General features: G+C 69.4%; 19 protein-coding genes. 7 read left to right on the top strand and 12 right to left on the bottom strand.

Going from position 1 to position 19361, the window contains the following annotated elements; all coding sequences use genetic code 11:
- Nucleotides 1-128 precede the first annotated feature (128 nt).
- The 5 genes from QLQ12_RS28865 (at nucleotide 129) to QLQ12_RS28845 (ending at nucleotide 4324) form a co-directional block, all read left to right on the top strand.
- Nucleotides 129-350, top strand: coding sequence for a hypothetical protein (locus QLQ12_RS28865; protein ID WP_282763710.1), 222 nt, complete (start codon nucleotides 129-131; stop codon nucleotides 348-350).
- Between the two features lie 91 nt (nucleotides 351-441).
- Entirely contained in the window at nucleotides 442-1056 is a 615-nt protein-coding gene (locus QLQ12_RS28860) for a TetR/AcrR family transcriptional regulator (RefSeq protein WP_282763709.1), read from the top strand.
- Between the two features lie 15 nt (nucleotides 1057-1071).
- Nucleotides 1072-3510, top strand: a complete 2439-nt coding sequence (locus QLQ12_RS28855) for an MMPL family transporter (RefSeq protein WP_282763708.1) — start codon at nucleotides 1072-1074, stop codon at nucleotides 3508-3510.
- A 148-nt stretch (nucleotides 3511-3658) separates the two neighbouring features.
- Nucleotides 3659-4129, top strand: a complete 471-nt coding sequence (locus QLQ12_RS28850) for a DUF2306 domain-containing protein (protein WP_282763707.1) — start codon at nucleotides 3659-3661, stop codon at nucleotides 4127-4129.
- 54 nt (nucleotides 4130-4183) lie between these two features.
- Nucleotides 4184-4324, top strand: coding sequence for a hypothetical protein (locus QLQ12_RS28845; protein WP_282763706.1), 141 nt, complete (start codon nucleotides 4184-4186; stop codon nucleotides 4322-4324).
- A gap of 343 nt (nucleotides 4325-4667) precedes the next feature.
- Here QLQ12_RS28845 and QLQ12_RS28840 read toward each other — a convergent pair whose 3' ends face one another.
- The 12 genes from QLQ12_RS28840 to QLQ12_RS28780 form a co-directional block, all read right to left on the bottom strand.
- Nucleotides 4668-4979: a hypothetical protein gene (locus QLQ12_RS28840; RefSeq protein ID WP_282763705.1), complete on the bottom strand. Its 312-nt coding sequence runs from the start codon at nucleotides 4977-4979 to the stop codon at nucleotides 4668-4670.
- Nucleotides 4980-5431: 452 nt separating this feature from the next.
- Entirely contained in the window at nucleotides 5432-5845 is a 414-nt protein-coding gene (locus QLQ12_RS28830) for a hypothetical protein (RefSeq protein WP_282763704.1), read from the bottom strand.
- Between the two features lie 288 nt (nucleotides 5846-6133).
- Nucleotides 6134-6280, bottom strand: coding sequence for a hypothetical protein (locus QLQ12_RS28825; protein WP_282763703.1), 147 nt, complete (start codon nucleotides 6278-6280; stop codon nucleotides 6134-6136).
- 535 nt (nucleotides 6281-6815) lie between these two features.
- On the bottom strand, nucleotides 6816-7295 hold the full coding sequence (locus QLQ12_RS28820) for a hypothetical protein (RefSeq protein ID WP_282763702.1): 480 nt from the start codon (nucleotides 7293-7295) through the stop codon (nucleotides 6816-6818).
- Nucleotides 7296-7484: 189 nt separating this feature from the next.
- Nucleotides 7485-8243: an SDR family oxidoreductase gene (locus tag QLQ12_RS28815; RefSeq protein ID WP_282763701.1), complete on the bottom strand. Its 759-nt coding sequence runs from the start codon at nucleotides 8241-8243 to the stop codon at nucleotides 7485-7487.
- Nucleotides 8243-9067 carry a 5-deoxy-glucuronate isomerase gene (gene iolB / locus QLQ12_RS28810; protein ID WP_282763700.1) on the bottom strand — a complete coding sequence of 275 codons (825 nt, stop codon included), beginning with the start codon at nucleotides 9065-9067 and terminating at the stop codon, nucleotides 8243-8245. The genes QLQ12_RS28815 and iolB overlap by 1 nt, the downstream gene beginning before the upstream one ends.
- Before the next feature lie 11 nt (nucleotides 9068-9078).
- The gene (locus QLQ12_RS28805; RefSeq protein WP_282763699.1) at nucleotides 9079-10221 is read right to left on the bottom strand and encodes a glycoside hydrolase family 88 protein; all 1143 of its coding nucleotides are present in this window, start codon (nucleotides 10219-10221) and stop codon (nucleotides 9079-9081) included.
- Nucleotides 10218-10865, bottom strand: coding sequence for a hypothetical protein (locus QLQ12_RS28800; protein WP_282763698.1), 648 nt, complete (start codon nucleotides 10863-10865; stop codon nucleotides 10218-10220). The genes QLQ12_RS28805 and QLQ12_RS28800 overlap by 4 nt, the downstream gene beginning before the upstream one ends.
- Nucleotides 10862-11749 (bottom strand): carbohydrate ABC transporter permease, encoded by an 888-nt coding sequence (locus tag QLQ12_RS28795; protein ID WP_282763697.1) that lies wholly within the window; start codon nucleotides 11747-11749, stop codon nucleotides 10862-10864. Before QLQ12_RS28795 ends, QLQ12_RS28800 begins: the two co-directional genes overlap by 4 nt.
- Nucleotides 11749-12639, bottom strand: coding sequence for a carbohydrate ABC transporter permease (locus tag QLQ12_RS28790; protein ID WP_282763696.1), 891 nt, complete (start codon nucleotides 12637-12639; stop codon nucleotides 11749-11751). Before QLQ12_RS28790 ends, QLQ12_RS28795 begins: the two co-directional genes overlap by 1 nt.
- 55 nt (nucleotides 12640-12694) lie before the next feature.
- Complete coding sequence (locus tag QLQ12_RS28785; RefSeq protein WP_282763695.1) at nucleotides 12695-13981, bottom strand: ABC transporter substrate-binding protein; 1287 nt, start codon at nucleotides 13979-13981, stop codon at nucleotides 12695-12697.
- A 2-nt stretch (nucleotides 13982-13983) separates the two neighbouring features.
- The gene (locus tag QLQ12_RS28780) at nucleotides 13984-15825 is read right to left on the bottom strand and encodes a DUF2264 domain-containing protein (RefSeq protein ID WP_282763694.1); all 1842 of its coding nucleotides are present in this window, start codon (nucleotides 15823-15825) and stop codon (nucleotides 13984-13986) included.
- A gap of 239 nt (nucleotides 15826-16064) precedes the next feature.
- Here QLQ12_RS28780 and QLQ12_RS28775 point away from each other — a divergent pair, with 239 nt between their 5' ends.
- A complete protein-coding gene (locus QLQ12_RS28775; RefSeq protein ID WP_282763693.1) occupies nucleotides 16065-17810 on the top strand; it encodes a heparinase II/III domain-containing protein in 1746 nt (581 codons plus the stop codon).
- A complete protein-coding gene (locus tag QLQ12_RS28770; RefSeq protein WP_282763692.1) occupies nucleotides 17807-18898 on the top strand; it encodes a substrate-binding domain-containing protein in 1092 nt (363 codons plus the stop codon). The genes QLQ12_RS28775 and QLQ12_RS28770 overlap by 4 nt, the downstream gene beginning before the upstream one ends.
- Nucleotides 18899-19361: the final 463 nt, after the last annotated feature.

Below are 19361 nucleotides of genomic sequence, written 5' to 3'. Positions count from 1 at the left end.
CCATCGTGCTGACGCCGTCGCCCGCAGCGTTCACGAGGTAATCACATCGGTGACGGTTGTTTCCGGACCGCGTGAGCGGGCAGAGGTAGGGATGCAAGGCAGTCACTACCGGACGAGGAGGCCCCCCGATGGCCGGGAACGAGCACGAGGTCAACCGCAGCGCCAAGAGCGGGCGATTCGTCAAGGAGAGCACCGCGGAGCGGAACCCGCGCACCACGACCACCGAGCAGGTGGGCGGTGACTCCAAGCACGGCGACCGCGAGGTCAACCGCAGCGCGAGCACCGGCAAGTTCGTCAAGGAGACCACCGCTGAGCTGCACCCTTCGACGACCGAGACCCAGCGCCTCTGACTCTTCGCCGAGAAGCCGCCCTTCGCCGTTCATCCGGCGGAGGGCGGATTTGCGTTGCACGCAGTGCAACGATGCACTTAGTGTAGGAACTGTGACGACCGATGCGGTGCCCCCCGACCGGCGGGCCGCCCTGAAAGCACGCCACCGGCGCGCCATCCTCGACGCCGCGAACGCGCTGATCACCGAGGGCGTCCGGTTCAGCGTCGACCAGTTGGCCGAGCGGGCCGACGTCTCCCGGCGCACGATCTTCAACCACTTCTCCTCGATCGACGACGTGGTCACCACCGTCTGCACCGAGATGCTCGGCGACGCGATCGCCGGCTTCCGCACGACCGTGACCTCCGGTCAGCGGGCGTCCATGTTCGAGGACGTGGCCGGGGCACTGCGCGCGACCGACGTACCGGGCATCATCGCCTTCCTCTGGCGTGCTCTCGGCGGCTTCGCGGCCGGCGACCCGCAGGCCACCAACATCTTCCTCGCGACCTTCCAGCGGACCTCCGAGGAGATGGCCCGCGAACTGGCCCGCCGCTATCCCGACGCCGATCCCCTCGACGCCGCGATCCTGGTCAGCTCGCTGATGAACGGCACGGTGGTGGTCGCCACCCACTGGATCACCGTGACCTCCGCGGCCACCGACACCGGGTCTCGCGACCTGTGGCACCAGCTGCTCGACCGCATGATCACCAACGTCCGCACCGGCTATTAGAAGGAACGAGACACATTGGCCGAGTTTCTCTACCGTCTGGGCCGGCTCTGTGCCCGGCGGGCCGGGGCCGTCCTGGCGTCCTGGCTCGTCATCCTGGGCTTGGCCGTCACCGGCTACTTCGTCGCCCGGGGCGAGTTGTCCCCGGTCGTCGACATTCCCGGCACCGAGACCGCGAAGGTCAGTGACCGCCTCGCCGAACGGCTGCCCGTCGCGGCCGGCGGCAACGGCAAACTCGTCTTCCACACCGCTGACGAGTCGCCGCTCACCGACGATCAGCGTTCGGCGATCACCGCCCTGCTCAGGTCGACCGCCGACCTGGAGGGCGTCGGCTCGACCACCGACCCGTTCACGATCGAGAAACGGATCGCCGACCAGAAGGCGCAGGTCGCCGACGGCCTGAAGCAGATCGCTGACGGCCGCGCGCAGATCGCCGACGGCCAGCAGCAGATCAACAAGGCCAAGAGCTTCGGCGACGACCTGGACGCCGCCACCCGGGCACAGGTCGACGCCCAGCAGGCCCTCCTCATCCAGAAGAGCAGGGAGCTGGAGGAGCAGGCCGCGAAACTGGCCCGCGGCCAGCAGTTGCTCACCATGTCGGCGCCGATCCGCACGGTGTCGGCGGACGGCGCCACCGCGGTGGCGCAGGTCCAGTTCACCGTGCCGCAACTCGACGTCACCCCGGAGACCAAGGAGCGCGTCGTCCAGCACATCGACGCGGGCCTGCCGGCCGGGGTCGAGGTGGAGTACTCCAACGAGATCACCCAGGGCCTGCCGGAGATCATCGGCGTCGGTGAGATCGTCGGCCTGATCATCGCCGCGATCACGCTGCTGGTCATGCTGCGCACGCTGATCGGCGCCGCCCTGCCCATCCTGAGCGCCCTGACCGGTGTCGGCATCGGCGTCACCGCCTCGCTCGCGCTGTCCGGCACGGTGGAGATGCTGTCGATCACCCCGGTGCTGGGCGTCATGCTGGGCCTGGCCGTCGGTATCGACTACTCGCTGTTCATCCTCAACCGGCATCGGCGCCAGCTGCTCGACGGCGTCGACTTCCACGAGTCGATCGGGCTGGCCAACGGCACGTCCGGCAACGCGGTCGTGTTCGCCGGCTCCACAGTGCTGGTCGCCTTGCTCGCCCTGAACGTGACCGGCATCCCGTTCCTCGGCCTGATGGGCACCGTCGCCGCGATCTGCGTCGCCGTGGCCGTGCTCCTCGCGGTGACCCTGACCCCGGCCCTGCTCGCCCTCATCGGCACCCGGGTCCTCAACCGCAAGGCCCGCTCGCAGAGCAACGTCACGGTCAAGCCGATGCGCACCGGCCGGGCGGTGGTCACCGTCCTGGCCCTGTTGGTCGCCCTCATCACGGTGGCGATCCCGGCGCTGTCGATGCGGCTCGGCCTGCCCGACGGCTCGTCCGAGGCGCAGGACTCCACCCAGTACCAGGCGTTCAAGATGATCGAGGAGCAGTTCGGCGCCGGCGTCAACGGCTCGCTGGTCGTCGTCGCCGATCTGCCGGCCCCGCTCACCGGTGACGCTCAGCAGGCCGAACAGGTCCGCATCGGCAACCTGCTGCTGGCGCAGAACAACGTGACCGCGATCGCCCCGATCGGCGCGTCCGCCGACAACCGCACCCTCGCCTTCCAGATCATTCCGCAGGAGGGCCCGACCAGCGGCGAGACCGAACAGCTCGTCCACGATCTGCGCGGCCTCTCACCGGTGGCCGGCTCCCAGGGAAGCGGCGACATCATTCTGGGCGTCGCCGGCAGCGCCAGCGGCAACATCGACATCTCGGAGAAACTGGCCGACGCCCTGCCCGGCTATCTCGGGCTGGTCATCGGCATCTCGCTGATCATCATGATCCTGGTGTTCCGGTCCATCCTGGTCCCGGTGACCGCGACGCTCGGTTTCATCCTGTCGCTGTTCGCCACGTTCGGCGGCGTCACCGCGATCTTCCAGTGGGGCTGGCTCGGCGCGGTCTTCGGCATCCACGACCCGGGCCCGGTGCTGAGCTTCCTGCCGACGATCCTGATCGGCATCCTGTTCGGCCTGGCCATGGACTACCAGCTGTTTCTGGTGTCCGGCATGCGGGAGGCGTACGCGCACGGCGCCCCGGCGCGCCTCGCCGTCCAGCAGGGCGTCCACGCCGGCCGCACGGTCGTCACCGCCGCCGCGATCATCATGATCAGTGTCTTCGGCGGGTTCATCTTCTCCAACACCGCGATGATCCGGTCCCTCGGCTTCGGCCTGGCCTTCGGTGTCCTCGTCGACGCCTTCCTGGTCCGGATGCTGCTCATCCCGGCGGTCATGCACCTGCTGGGCCGCTCGGCCTGGTGGATCCCCCGCTGGCTGGACCGCATCCTGCCGAACGTCGACGTCGAGGGCGCGGCCCTCGAACGGGCCCATCCGGCCCCACACGTCACCGCCCCCACGGAGCCGGCGGAGCCCGCGCTCCGCTGACCCCCCTCACTGCCTCGCTGCCGGCTCGTCACACCCGGCAGCGAGGCATTTTTCTGGGTACGCCGCGCGGGCGCGAGCCGGCGTCAATCCCGTTGACGTGCGGCACACACGGGGCTATAACAGCGTTATGGCGAATAACGTCGTTATCGTGTTGCACGCGAGTGGCGCCACCATCGCTCTGGTTCTCGGGGCCTACAACCTGCTCCGGCGAACCCGCGGGGACCGGGCGCACCGATGGACGGGCCGGGTCTGGGTCGCCGCTATGTACTGGACGATCCTCAGCTCCTTCGCCATCCGGGAGATCAGGCCCGGCCGGTTCAGCTGGATCCACGGCCTGTCGATCGTCACGTTCGTCACCCTGTCCATCGCGCTGTGGGCCGCCATGACCCACCGGATCGAGGTGCACCGGCGGTTCATGACCGGCTCCTACCTCGGGCTGCTCGGCGCACTGGCCGGAGCCGTGGCCGTGCCGCAACGCGACATCCCCCAGTGGTTCCTGCACGAGCCGCTGGGCCTGGCCACCGGCGCGATCATCTCCTTCGGACTGGCCGGCGCGGTGATCCGGGCGGCCCGGCCCCGGGCCGGGCAAGCGCCCGCCGAAGCCGGGACCCAGGCCTGAACCGGAATCGTCGCCTACCGCGCCGGACACCAGCCGCGCGTCATCTACCGCACCATGGTCCACCGAGGACGTAAGGGTGAGCCGAAACGCTTCGGCGAAACCCACTTCGCTGAGCTGCTCGACGCCGCCTACCAGCACCTCGGCGCACCGAGCGTCCCACTCTGGGACGGCCTGCCCGCGCCCAAGTCAGCCTAGATGCGCGCCCTCATCACCGCGCGGCCCTGGCTGCGCGTCTACCGGATCCCCGGCTACGCCCCCCGAACTCAACCCCGTCGAGAACATGCAGTCCATACTCAAACGCGGCATGGCCAACCTCGCGCCCGGCGGCATCGACGACGTCCTTCAGGCCGAAGAACCGACTCAAGCGGATGCAGTACCGGCCCACCCTCGCCTTCCTCTTCCTCGCCACCAGCGGATTGGCGCCACCCTGACCCCAAAAGCTCAGTAACCCTGACACCCGGATCAGCTCGCCGAGGCTTGCGGCTGATCCACAAGGGTGGAGCGATAGAATTCGCTCGGCGTCCGCTTACGGTAGGCGCTACAGCGTCTCGCCTGCATCCTTTACCTCATTCTCGGCAGTGCTGGGAAGCCGTGGAACAGGCAGCCTGCCGGAGACCCGCCGGTCGTAGCGTTCGATCTCCAGCTCTGCTTTCCTCACCTCCAGCGCGGTTTGCCGGTTCTGCTCCTCCGCCAGCTTCGCTTGCGCCTGCGCCAACCTTGTTTTCTCCTTGGCCATGTTCAACTTGAACTTGTGCCGGCGCGACTGAAGGTGCTGGACGAACCCGCCAAGACTTCCGCCGAAGAACAACAGGAGCAGGAAGACGTACCAGAACACTTGGTCGAACTCCACAGCTACCCTCCCGCCGATTGGTCCCTGCCCAGCGCGCGACTCGACCGAGTCGCGATGCGCCAGAGTCACAGTAGATAGACCTGTCTATGGCTTCGCGATGAACCTACGCATCCACATCCGGTGACTATCGATACTCGTTGTCGCCGTCATGACGGACGGGCAAGAGCTATCGATGTGCTGGCGGGATTCCGCGAGCAGTTCTACCGGTGCCTGAACGCGCGGGCGGAGGCGTTGTTCGAGGCGGCGGAGGCGGTGTTGTGCACCGACGGGCCAGTCAAGACCCTGGTCGGCTGTCGCTGGCACCGGAGCACCGCCGCGGGCATGGCGCGCTGTACGACGCGCTCAACCACGGTCACATCGAGATGGGGTCGCTACGCCGGCAGCTGGCTGGGCGCACTCAACCCGCGATCCACCCTGCGCATCCGGTCCCGTTCAGCACCGGGTGGACAGGTTCAGCCAAGGTTCTCGACGTCCTTGTGTGCCAGTTCCGAACCGTGGTAGGCGACCAGCCGCACCTTGATCTGGTATCCGTCGTTGGCCGAGATGACCCGGTCGGTGGTCTCCACCACGGTGGTGCCCCCGCACGAGGGCTCGCTGGTGAGACGCCTCCAGCCGAAGCCCGGCTCGTTCCACTCGATCCAGGCACAGTCGTCCTGAGCGCCGGTGGCCCGGACCGTCAGGATCTTCAAGGCGTTCGGTGCCCCGACGGGCTTGTAGATGACCGATCCGGTGTTGAGGTGGTTACCGGCACCGGCCTCCAGCTTGATCTTGGAGTGCTCTGCGGTGGCAGCCCTCGCGGGAGCCGCGGCTCCCGCGATCGTCGCAGCGATGACCGTGACGGCGGCGGACAGGGCGGATTTACGCATCTTCCATCTCCCACGTAGATCGATTGAGGTGATCCGACCATAACCGGGCGACTTCGAGGATTCGATGGGAGACATCATTTCTGGCCGCGGGCGAACATCACCCGAATCATTCCCTTACACCTTTCTTACATTGGCGTCCGGAAGCGACCACAGCTATTAACATTCGCCACAAAAGCAAATTGAAATCTTGATCCGGGAACCGCGGGGCCGCCGGCCGGAGGCGTTGTCCGTAACTCCGAGCGCCGTCGTGGACATGTAATTTATGTATCGCCGCAGGTCAGATTCGGTTCACCGGCTCCGGCGGTCGGTAAAGACCTCCAGCGCCCGGTCGCCGATCATGAACTGAATGCGGTTGCGCTGCTGGACCAACGCCCGGACCTCGACCACGATCGCGTCGTAACGATCCCTCGTCACACTGCCGATCTTCTCCGACATCTGCGTCACCACCAGCCGCCCACGGGGGCGGTAGCTGATCCACCGCCAGAAACCACAGTCGATGTCTTCCAGGCTGAAACGCAGGCCAGCAAGGTCACAGTCCCTCGACAGGGGTCAACCGTTCGACCGGCCGGAAACGGGCGACCGCGCCCGCCGCGCCCGCGTTCGACAGGCCGGCGTACAGAACACTGCGGACTCTCTGCGCTCAAACCCGCAACCCACTCGACTCCGCACTGCGGACACACCACCCGACGGCCCTGCCTCACCACAGCGATCCGGGCCCGGTTCCGCCGAACTGTGCGGCAATGCCGCGCCCGGCACGCAGGCGAGCAGAACACCATCGACCTCCGGGCGGCCACCGGCAACCTCTCACCACAGAGCGGACACCGCCGCACCGGATTCGGTGCCGAGTCCCGGCCCGCACCGGTCGGCTGCGGGACCAGCGACAGCCAGCCCTGGGCACCCCGCTTTGCACCGCTCATGCCGCGAGCGCAGAACCGGCCCTAATCTGATCTTGAAGTAGCGAGACAGGCACTCACTCCCCCGGCTTCCCGTCATCGTCATCGTCATCGTCCAGCAGCTCCAGGAAATACTCCGCCGGGGCGACCGACACGCCCTCGACGACACTCGCGTCATCGGCGGCCTGAGGATCGAGATCGCGTGCGCTCTGCGAGCCCATCGAGAAGATCGAGAAGCCGGGCCGGAAGGAGAACCCGATGTCGCTCGGCACTGCCCGGTGGCCTCGCGCTTCCAGATCGGCGACGACGTCACTCATGATCCGATACGTCAACTGGACGCCGTCGAAGAACACCTCCTCGCCGCCATCGCCGCTGTAGCCCATCTCGACGAGCTCGACCTCGTCCTCGAAATAGGAGATCACCAGCATCGGACTGGTCGCGTAGACCGCCCTGTCCTGCCGGCCCGGATGGACCGGTGGGCCGACCCGGCTCTCCACCACGTCACGGCTCTCGCCCACTCTCGCCAACGCCACGCCCTCACCCGGCAGGATCTCCATGCCGGGCATGATGCCAGGACCCACCGACATTTTCGGCACGCCGGCGGCCCGAAGACCCGACGGACGGTCCGGCCGGGAGCGGGCAGCAGCCCGGCGGTCGCGCCGCGGGCCGGGCCCCGGTCCACGTCGCGCGGTGGCCACGGGAGATGTGGTTGCGGCCGGGGACGGCCCACGGCGTACCGGTGAATGTCAGCGAGCCAGCCAGCCTCCGTCGACCGGGAGGACCGCGCCGTGGACGTACCGGGCGGCGTCGGAGGCGAGGAAGACGACCGCGCCCTTGAGGTCGTCGGCCTCGCCCCAGCGCGCGGCCGGGATCCGGTCCAGGATGGCCGTGTTGCGGGCCGGGTCGGCGCGCAGGGCCGCGGTGTTGTCGGTGGCCATGTACCCGGGGGCGATCGCGTTGACGTTGACCCCGCGCGAGGCCCACTCGTTGGCGAGCGCCCTGGTCAGGCCCAGGATCGCGTGTTTGCTGGCGGTGTAGGCGGGAACCCGGACGCCGCCCTGGAAGGAGAGCATCGACGCGATGTTGATGATCTTTCCGTGGCCCTGGGCGAGCATCCGGCGGCCGGCTGCCTGGCAGAGGTGGAAGGCGGCGTCGAGGTTGACGGTGAGCACGTCGTGCCAGTCGCCGGCGGTCACCTCGGCGGCGGCGGCGCGCCGGATGATCCCGGCGTTGTTGACGAGGATGTCGATCTGATCCAACCCGGACACGTAGGCGTGCAGGTCGGCGATGGCCAGGTCGAGTTCCTTGCTGCCGGTGGCGATGACCGACGCGCCGGCCTCGGCCAGGGCGTTCGCGCACGCCCGACCCAGGCCGCGGTTGCCGCCGGTGACCAGCGCGACCTTGCCGTCCAGCCGGAAGCTGTCCAGGATCGCCGGGGACCCGGCCGGGCGGGGACCGTCCAGGACCGCCGGGGACCCGTCCGGCGGGTGACCGTCCAGGATCATCAGAGGCCCAGGTCGCGCAGCGTGGGCACGGTCTGGCCGACCCAGCTGAGGGCGGTGTCCTCGTGTGCGCCCTGGGTGCGCTGTGTCCCGGCGAGGAACCACAGGTAATAGGTGGTGTAGCCGGGCGCGCTGACCACCGTGTGGTACCCCTCGGGCATCATGTGGACGCCGTGGTCGCGGACGGTGAAGTTCTCCTCGTAGCCCTCATCGGTGTAGAGGCGGCAGATCCCGAAGCCGCCCGCCGGGGCGACGCGGAAGTAGTACATCTCCTCGTGCGCGGCCTCCAGAGGGAGGTTGTCGTTCTTGTGCCGGTGGGGTGGGTAGGTGCTCCAGTTGCCCGACGGCGTGAACGTCTCTCCCACGATGAGCCGCCGCGCCGGCAGGGAAGGCTGGGCGATCTCGGTCAGGATCTGGTGGTAGCCGCGCCCGAAGTTGGCCGCGCCCCATCGCCCCTCGGCGACCTGGTCGGGCGCGATCACGTAGGGCGCGGTCACCAGATCGCTCGGTGCGCTGGGCAGCGCGATCTCCACCGCGCCGACCGCCTCGATCGAGAAGTCCGTGTTGATCGGGATGTAGACCGAGTGCGGTTTGCCGGAGAACACGTCGGCACGTCCGCCGACGCCGGCGAACTTCTCCCCTCCGACGGAGAAGTTCGCGACCCCGCCGAGGACCACGGCCAGGATCTCCCGATCCCCCGACGATCCCGACCAGGTCTGCCCGGCCTCCAGCACGAGAAGCTGGAAGTCGAGCAGCGAGCACGGGTTGAACGGCAGCGCGTTGAGGCCTTCCGCGGCGGGAATGTAGCAGTGGTACCGGTAATCCATGGGGAGTCTCCTTACCAGGGGTGGGTCCAGCCGGGACGGGTCACGCGGGCGAGGGCCTCCAGATAGAAGTAGTCCCCCCAGAGCGTTCCCTCGTCGACCCCGACGCCTTTGGGTTTGTCGTAGACGCCGTGCAGCAACAGAGCGTTGGAGTCCGGCTTTCCGCCGGTCGCGTAACCGTCCTGAAGCGACTGCAGGATCCGGTAGGCGGCCGACCGGTAGGCGTCCTCCCGGGCCGGCGCGGCGGCGGCCAGCTCGAGCAGCCCGTTGACCGCGATCGCCGCCGCCGAGCTGTCCCGCTCCTCAGCGCTTCCCGGTGACCGGGCGAAGATCAGATCCCAGTGCGCGATCTGGTCCTCGGGAAGGTGGGCGAGGAAGTAGTCGGCGCATCGCACCGCCGCGTCCAGCAGGGTCGGATCCCCGGTGTACCGGTGGTTGAGGGTGAATCCGTAGATGCCCCACGCCTGCCCGCGCGCCCAGCACGAGTCGTCCGCGCTGCCCTGCTCGGTCTCTCCGCGCAGCGGCTCGCCGGTCACCGGATCCCAGTAGAACGTGTGATAGGTGGTGTCGTCCGGCCGCAGGATGTGGTCGCGCAGCTGAGCGGTGTGCCGGCGGGCGGCCGCCGCGTACCGCGGATCCCCGGTGGTCCGGCTCGCCCAGAACAGCAGCGGCGTGTTCATCAAACTGTCCACGATGGTGCGGCCGCGCTGCCGCGGATCGGCGAGCGCACCCCAGGCCTGGATGATCCCGGCCGACGGCAGTACCCGGGTGAGCAGGTGGTCGGCGGCGGCCAGCGCGGCCCGTTTCGCCTCCGGGTCGCCCTCGCGCCGCCACGCGTTCACACACGACAGCGTGTAGAGGAACCCGAGGTCGTGGGTGTCGAGATCAATGCCCTCGTCCATCCGGTGGACGAACGAGCGCACATGCGCGACGGCCGCCTCCCGGTAGATCTCCTCCCCCGTCAGGTCGTGCGCGAGCCACAACATCCCCGGCCAGAAACTGGTGGTCCAGCCGACGTTTCCACCGGGACGGGGCCGGTACCGGCCGTTCTCGGTGGTGTCGTCGGGATAGCTGTCGCCGAACTCGGCGATGTTGGCGTCGATGGTGCGCAGGGCGGCGGCAACGGCAGTTCCGGTCTGATCGGCGATCGCCGTCATGTCGTCCTTTCGATCGTTGGTTCGTTGAGGGCGGCGTTCAGCGTGAAGCGGCTGTTGGCCCAGACGATGTAGAGCAGCGGGCTGGCGGCGACCCCGATCGCGATGGCCGGCCGGGCGGCCAGCAGCGCCTCGAAGAACACCAACACGAGCAGGGAGAACAGGCTCAGGTACCAGCGGCGCACGGCCAGGTAGACGCCGGCGCGGGCGGCGTCGCGCAGCCGCGCCCCGGGCCGCTCGGCGAGCGTCACCAGCACCAGCAGCGTGGTGATCGTGATCAGCGTCATCGCCACGGCGATCACCGGCAGAGCGACCGCGCCTCCGGGCGTTCCCCACGCCCAGGCGGCGTCGACCCCGAGGACCAGGAGAACAGCGGCGGCGAGCGCGGTCGCGGTCAGGGCGCGGCGCGCCGACGCACGCCAGGCCCGCCAGAAGACCTGGACAGCATCATCGGGGTACGACCTGAGCACCGTGAACGCCGCGACGAGGGCCGGCCCGCCGAGCGGCGACAGCAGCACGAGCAGTGGCCACGTCCGCCCGGTGTCGGTGGTGAGCACGACGGCCAGCAGCGGCGAGCAGGCGACCGCCAGCATGAGGTTGGTGACGAGCGCGACGTACACGCCCTCGAAGATCCGCCCGTAGTTCATCCTTTGAGCCCCGTGGTGGCGACGCCCTCGACGAAGTAGCGCTGCCCGGCCAGGAAGATCACCACGATCGGCAGCACCGACAGCACCGAGCCCGTCATGATCAGCGCGTACTCGGCGTTGTACTGGCTGATGAACGACTTGAGGCCGAGCTGGACGGTCCACAGGTCGGGGCTGCGCAGGTAGAGCAGCGGCCCCATGTAGTCGTTCCACGTCGTGACGAGCGTGATCAGAGTCAGGCTGGCCAGGGCGGGCTTCGACAGCGGCAGCATGACGCGCCGGTAGATGCCGAACTCGCTCATCCCGTCGATGCGGGCCGCGTCGATGAGCTCGTCGGGAATGGTCTCGTAGAACTGCTTCATCATGAACACCCCGAGCGCGCCGAACGCCTGGAGCGCCACGATCGACCAGAGGGTGTCGGTGAGCTGCAGCTTCGTCATCATCACGAACTGCGGGACCATGTAGGACTGCCACGGCACGGCGAGGGTGCCGATGTAGGCCAGGAACAGCACGTCGCGCCCGGGGAAGCGGACCTTCGAGAAGCCGTACGCCGCGAAACTGCCGGTGAAGACCTGGAGCAGGGTGACGACGGCGGAGAGGAAGACGGTGTTGCCGAGCCAGGTGGTCATCTCGGATTTGCGCCAGATGTCGGCGTAGTTGCTCCACACCGGGTCGGTGGTGATCCACCGGACCGGGATGGCGAAGACCTCGTTGTTCGTCTTCAGCGAGGACATGACCATCCAGTAGAACGGCAGCAGCACCGCGACCGCGGCCACGCCGAGAGTCAGGTACCCGAGGATGCGCCAGAGTTTCGGCAGCCGCCGGGCCGGCCGGGCGGTGTCCTGTTCCAGCACGGGCGCCGCGGGCGGCTGGAGGAGGGTGGTCATCATTCGCTCCTGCGTTTGTTGACGACGAACTGGATGACCGTCACCAGGAAGCAGATGGCGAACAGCACGATCGAGACCGCCGACGCGTAACCGAACTCGTTCTCCTGGAAGCCCTTCTTGTAGATGTACTGCGAGAGCACCAGGGTCGACTGGCCGGGCCCGCCGTCGGTCATCACCAGGATCAGGTCGAACACCTTGAAGCTGCCGATGGTGAGCAGCACGGTGATGAAGAAGGTGGTGGGCCGCAGGCCGGGCAGGGTGACCGCCCGGAACCGCTGCCACGCGTTGGCACCGTCGACACGGGCCGCCTCGTGGAGCTGGGCCGGGATGGTCTGCAGGGCGGCGAGGAACAGCAGCATGTAGTAGCCCATCTCGCGCCAGGTGCCGACCACGATGACGGCCGGCATCGACCAGTCCGCCGAGGTGGTCCAGCCGGGCGGGCTGTCCACGCCGATCCACCGCAGCACCTCGTTGACCGGCCCGAAGCCGGGGCTGAACAGCATGTTCCAGATCTGCGCGATCGCGACGATCGAGGTGATGTACGGGAAGAAGGCGACCGTCCGGAAGAAGCCCACCCCGCGCAGCTTGCGGTTGAGCAGCAGCGCCAGCCCGAGCGAGACGGCCAGCGTCAGCGGAATGTGGAAGGCCGAGTAGTAGAGGGTGTTGCGCAGCGCTGTCCAGAAGCTGGAGTCACCCGCCATGCGCCGGAAGTTGTCCAGGCCGTTGAAGGTGGCGCCGCCGAACATGTTCCACTCGGTGAAGGCGTAGTAGAACAACAGGACCACCGGCACCAGCGTGAGGATCACGAAACCGGCGAAGTTCGGCAGCAGGAAACCCAGCCCCACCGCGGTGTTACGCCACCGCCGGCGGTTAGCGGGCATCGTCGTCATTACGGACTCCTGTCGTACCGCGGGCCCGGCGGACGGCGCCGGGCCCGCGCGGATGTCACTTGCTCAGAACCTCGTTCTTGGCCCGATCCTGAGCCTCGGTGATCGCCACGTCGATCGGCTTGCTGCCGGACAGGACCGCGGTGTGCAGGTCCTTGAGGATGTTCTGCAGCGGGGCGGTGCTCTTGGCGACCGGGTTCTCCGGCTTGGTGTCGTGGGTGGCGAAGGTGAACTTCGACAGCTCGTCGGTGGGGGCGCCCTTGAGCGCGAAGATGGTGTCGGCCACCGCGCTGCTGTCGGCCGGGGTCACGCCGATCCCGGCGAGCGCCTTCGCGGCGTCCAGGCCGGCCGCGTACGCCAGGAAGTCCTTGGCCGCCGCGGTCTTCCGCTCGCTGATCTTCGGATTGACGCCGAGCCCGGTCGGGTCGGCGAAGGTGACCGGGGTCGCCGACGTGCCGGTGGTGGCCTTCGTCAGCTGCGGCGCCGGGGCGATGCCCCACTCGAAGGCGTCCGCGTCGCCCTTGGCCTGCTGGCTGAGCAGGGTGGCGATGTACCAGGTGCCCATCATCATCATCGCGGCCTGCTGCTTACCGAACTGTGCCTGGTAGGTGAGGCTGTTCGTGGTGGCGTCGCCGAAGCTGACCTGGGCCCCCGCGGCCTGCAGGTCCAGGGACCTCTCGTAGTACGGCTTGAGGAACCCGAAGTCGCCGCTGGACAGGTCGGCGCCGGCGGTCTGGGCCAGCGCGAAGCCCTGGCTGGTGGACTGCCAGACGTGCTGGTAGGTACCGAGGGCCTTCGACCCGGCCGCCTTCAGTTTCGGGGTCAGGTCCTTGGCCGCGGCGGCGTAGTCGTCCCAGGTCCAGGAGCCGTCGGGGTGTTTGACGCCGGCCTGGTCGAACAGCTTCTTGTTGTAGAACAGCACCCACGAGTCCTGCCGGTACGGGATCGCGTACGTCTTCCCGTCGACCTGGTAGGCGCTCAGGCCGCCGACGCCCTTGCCCAGCTTGCCGGCCACGTCGGAGACGTCGAGCAGCTGCTTGCCGTTCTGGTAGGTGTAGAAGTTCTTCAGGTTCTTCTGCACGTAGATGTCCGGGGCCTTGCCGGCGGCCAGGTCGGCGACCATCTGGGTGTCGTAGTTGGTGGCGTCGTACTCCTTGAGTTCGACGGTGACGTCGGGGTGCGCGGCGCGGAACCCGTCGGCGAGTTTCTGGAACTCCGGCGTGGTGGCCAGGCTCCAGCCGGCCAGGGTGAGGGTGACGGGGCCGGACTCCTCGGAGTCACCGCCACTGCTGCAGCCGGCGACGGCGAGCAGGACCGCCGTGACAGCGGCGAGGGAGCGCTTCATCTCTACTCCTCTATTTCTTCCATGCGGGTGTGTGTGAGAACGGCGTCCGGCCAGACGATCCGGACGCGGCCTTGGTGGATCTCGGCGCGGCATCGTGCCCGCGCCTGCTGGGTGGTGAGTTCGACGAGCACGGCGATCCAGCCGTCCGGCACCGCGAAGTCGATCCACGGCACCTCGACCGGTCCGGCGAACGGGGAGGCGTCCTCGTGCCGGCTGGTGCCCGCCTCTCCCTCGCCGATGATCGGTGTCAGCCGGGAGACGAGCTCCCCGCCGGTGACGGGCCATCCGCCGACACGCAGCCGGACGGCTTCCGGGCCGACCGGCCGGACGCGGACGAGGCGGATCTCCCAAGGGCCGCGGACCAGGGAGAGAACGGTGATCCGCCCGGCCGGGCGGAGCTTTCCGGACCGGCCTTCGCCGTGGTCGCGGCCCGGCGGGTCCGGGTCCAGCCAGTGCGCCTCGGCGACGGACCCGGCAACCCCCAGACCCTCTTCGACGCGTACGGCCAGCGTGCGCATGCCGGTGCGGTGCGAGTGCCGCCCGGCCACGTCGACCAGGACGACGGACTGGTCGGCCGGGTCGGTCCAGCCGCTCTCGTCGAGCACCGGGGCGGTGGCCGTCGAGTAGCCGAGGCGGGCGTAGAGCGGTGAGTCGCCACCGGGCACGCCCTCCTCCCCGTGGTCGGTGCCGTGGTTGACGACACGGACGATGCCGTCGGCGCGGGTGCCGGCGATCAGCCAGCCCGGGGCGCGGACGGCGCGCAGCACGTCACCGGTCTCGACCGGCAACGGCTCCGCGGGCGCGGCCCACACCGGATGGTCCGCCGGGAGGGCCACGCCGAGCAGGCCTTTGCTCGCCCAGTAGGGCGAGGCGGGGCCGGAGTAGGACTGGGCCAGCCGCGGCCACGGGCCGTGCCAGCCGAGGGTCAGCAGATCCTGCTGCGCGGCGGTGCGTGCGGCGAAGTGCCCGGCCACACTGGCCGCGGCGTGCCGGAGTTGCCCCGGCGAGTGGGACGGGACGTCGGCGAGGACGCCGGCCCAGAACGGGGCGGCCGCGGCGAACCGGTAGATCAGGCTGCGGCCCTGGAGCAGCGGGGAGCCGTCGCCGCCGACCAGGGCGAGCGCGTCGTCGAGGAACCGGTCGAGGCCGGCGACGTCCTGTTTCCGTGGGCCGGGCGCGCCGGTCATGCGGGACCAGAGGATCGGGTAGAGGTGCAGGGCCCAGCCGGTGTAGTGGTCGAACGCCCGGGACGAGCCGTCGGACAGCCAGCCGTCGGCACGCCGGAACGTGTCGTGGGTGGCCAGGTCCTCCTCCATCTCGGCGGTGGAGAACGGGCCGCCGACCGAGCGCAGGAACGTCTGGACGACCAGGCGGAACCAGACCCAGTTGATCCGTGGGTAGGTGGGGTCGCCGACGGCCGGCGACAGGTAGTCGACGATCCGCTCCTGGACGGCGCCGTCGAGGCGGTCCCAGATCCAGGGGCGGGTCATGTCGAGGATCAGGGCGATGGAGGCGGCCTCCACCTTGGCCTGGGCGTGTTCGCCGAGGCGTACCCATCGCTCGGGTGAGGTGGGGTCGGTGCCGGCCGCGAGGCCGGCGGCATAGCGCTCGGCCAATTCGTCGAGGCCCTGGCCGCGCTCGCCGGCCAGGCGGAACCCGGCCAGCAGGAAGGTGCGGGCGAAGCCCTCCAGGCCGTCGACCCGCCACCCGTAGCCGCCCTCGGCGCCGGGCGGCGTGATGAGCGCGTGCCCCGGCGAGGCGTGCCGGTGCGCGGCGGCGAGGAGACGGTCGGCGAACCCGGTCCAGTCGGCACGGGTGGCGAGGGCGGCGTTCAAGGGGGGCACGTCACGCTCCGGAATCGATCGGGCGGGTACCTGTGATCGGTTTCCGGGAAGTAAAACGCTCACAATCGAGCATGTCAATGAGTTCTTCGCTCAGAGAGCGCCAAAAGTACTCACCCAACGCCCTGAACTGGGTTTGCGCGGAGAAAATGGACCTGTCAAGCGGTCCGATAGGCGGCGATCGCTCGCCAAAGGATCTCCAAAGTGATCTGATACGATCGCGATCGATCACAGGGGGAGACATGCGTGTGCCACCCGCCGGAGACCGCCGGACCTGGGAGTCAGTGGACCGGCCGACCCTCCGCCACCTGGAGGAACGGGCCCGTGCCGAGTTGGGCACGCCCTGGCCCACTCCCCTGGCCCACGACTTCGCCCGCTACTTCCGCGACGGCGACCGCGACACCTACGAGCAGGCCGTCTGGGCCCGGCAGGAACGCCTGGCCCGCGCGGTGGTGCTGGCCGCGGCCACCCTCGATCCGGTGTGGCTGGACGAGGTGACCGACGGGGTGATCCTGTTCTGCGAGCAGAGCACCTGGTGCTGGCCCGGTCACGACCACACGTTCGAGCGGCACGGCGCGGTGCTGCCGACCGTGACCGATCCCTGTGTCGATCTCGGCGCCGGGGAGTACGCCGCCGATCTCGCATGGACCGACCACGTGCTCGGCGAGCAGCTCGACGCGCACGTCCCGGGGCTGCGGGCCCGGATCCGGCACGAGGTGGAACATCGGGTGTTCGTCCCGTTCACCGAGCGGCGCGACTGGCACTGGCTGGGCCTCGACGGCCGCGTGCACAACTGGAACCCGTGGATCCACAGCAACCTGCTGGTCGCCGTGCGATTCCTGGCCGGCGACCCGGCCCGCCGCGAGCGGCTGCTCGACCTGATCACGGAAGGCCTCGACCGCTACGGCGCGGCCATGCCCGCCGACGGCGCCATCGACGAGGGCTACCACTACTGGTGGTACGGCGCCTGCCGCTATCTGGAGGCCCAGGTCCTCCTCGGCCGGGATCCCGACCCTCGCCTCCTCGCCTTCCCACACCGCGTCCACCTCGGCGGATCGTGGTACCTGAATCACGCCGACGGCCCCGCGCGGGCGTCACCACATCAGCCGTGGCACGTCCTGCACCGGCTGGCGCGCCTGGCCGGCGACCGCGACGCCGAGGCGCACGCGGCCGCCCACCGCCGCCCGGGCGAACCGGTCGCCCACGAGAGCCAGGGGCTGGGCTACCTGCTGCAGGCGCTCACCGACCCCGACTGGGTGACCGCCCGGCCCGGGACGTCACCGTTGCCCCGTGACGTGTGGTTCCCGTCCACCCAGGTGCTGGTGGCCCGGCCCGCCGAGGGCAGCACGGCCGGGCTGACCCTGGTCGTCAAGGGTGGCCACAACGACGAGAACCACAACCACAACGACGTCGGCAGCTTCATCGTCGCCCGGGACGGAGTGCCGGTGCTGGTCGATCCGGGCCGCCCCACCTACACCGCGCAGACGTTCGGCCCGCGTCGTTACGAGCTCTGGACCATGCAGTCCGGCTGGCACAACACCCCGACCATCCGGGGCACGCCGCAGGCGCCGGGCCGTGCGTTCACGGCGCGCGACGTGGTCGCCGGCGACTCCGCGATCACCATGGACCTGGCCGCCGCCTATCCGCGCGACGACATCCGCCACTGGGTCCGCACCGCCCGGCTGGACCGGGCCACCGGCACGGTGACCATCCGAGACTCGTGGGACCTGCTGCCCGGTTCCTCCGAGCCGACGACGATCCACCTGATCGTCGCGGGCGACGTGGAGCAATCGGAACACGGTTTCTCGGCCGGCGGGGCCGTGGTCTCCTGGCCCGGGCGGTTGCCCTGCTCGGTCGTGGTGCGGGAACTCGACGACCCGATGCTGTCCGACGTGTGGGGCAGCCGGCTGACCCGTATCGACATCGACGTCACCCCGATGGGTCCCGTCGGTACCCTCGAACTGACCGTGAAGGAGCACCAGCGGTGAGCACACCAGACAAGCGGGGGCCACTCCAGGTGACCCGGCGGGCGCGACTGCTGGAGCAGTTGCAGCGCGACGGCGTGCTGCGGGTCTCCGACCTCACCGACGCGCTCGGCGCCTCCACCGTGACGATCCGTCGCGACATCGCCCAGCTCGCCTCCGAGGGGCTGGTCCGGCGGGTGCACGGCGGCGTCGCCCTGCCCACCGTCGACGAGCTGCGCGACCCCGAGGCGGACGGCCCGTTCAGCGGCGCGGTCGGCATGCTGGTGCCGTCACTGGACTACTACTGGCCGCACGTGGCGCGGGGCGCCGAGGAGGCCGCTCGCGAGGTCGACCTGCGCCTCGTGCTGCGCGGCTCGTCGTACGAGACCGAGGATGACCGCCCCCAACTGCACCGCCTGGTCGATCAGGGCGTCGACGCCCTGATCGTGGCGCCGCGGATGGACGTGCCGACCGCCCAGCACACCATCGAGTGGCTGGCCGGCACCGGCCTGCCGGTCGTCCTGCTGGAGCGCACCGCCACCGCCGGCCCGCACCACGCCCACCTGGAGTCGGTCGTCACCGACCACGCGCAGGGCGCGAACATGGCCGTCCGGCACCTGATCGGCCTCGGCCACCACAAGGTCGGCGTGGTTCTCGCCACGCCCAGCCCGACCCGCCCGCACGTGCGCCGCGGCTGGCTGGAGGCGGCCGCCGAGTGCGGCATCGACGTGACCGACACGGTCGACGCCCTGGTGCCCGACGCGAAATCCCCGGACTGCCGGACCGCTCTGGACGAGGCCCTCGACCGCGCGCTGGCGACCGGGACGACGGCCCTGCTGGTGCACGCCGACGCCGAAGCGATAGCGCTGGTCCAGCGCTGCGAGGAACGCCGCCTGTCAGTGCCCGGCGACCTGTCGATCATCGCCTACGACGACGAGGTGGCCGGGTTGTTCAGCCCCGCGCTAACCGCGGTCCGGCCGCCCCGCCGGTCGATCGGCCGGGCCGCGGTGCGCCTGGCCGCCGACCGCATCGCCGATCCGCAGCGCCCCACCCACCGCATCATGATCAGCCCGTCCCTGCGGATCCGCGACTCCGTCCTCCGTCCCCGCTGAGTGACTGTCTCCCCCTGTTTCCACAGCTAGCGCGAGCGTTGGTGTGCCGCGTTCCGTCTGCCGAGCACCCGCGACCGCATGCGCGGATCTGCTGATCGGCCGCTGATCAGGCGGCGATGAGGGTCGACGAACAAATGCCGCTTCCGCCCATTGATCAGCTTCGCGCGCGGCTATGACAGAGCAGCCTCCTCCGAGGGGTTGAACTCATCGCCGGCATCCACCCGGGGACGGACCCGGATCGCGCACTCGGCTACAAGGCGTAACGGACCCCGGTGCCCTACCGGATAAGCGCTCGCCAAGCGCCGAGCATTATCTGCCGGCGGGCAGTGCCAGCTGGATCCGGTCCAGCTGGTCCGCGGGCAGCACGCCGAGCAGGTGCCGCACCGCCGGCCACACCTCCACCGCCGGTGGTGCTCCCGGCGCGCCGACCAGAAGCAGGAGGCGGTCGGGATCCGCGGGGATC

Source organism: Actinoplanes sandaracinus (assembly GCF_030009775.1).
Lineage (GTDB): Bacteria > Actinomycetota > Actinomycetes > Mycobacteriales > Micromonosporaceae > Actinoplanes > Actinoplanes sandaracinus.
The sequence above is the reverse complement of the archived record's forward strand: the minus strand, read 5'-3'. Positions and strand labels throughout refer to the sequence as shown.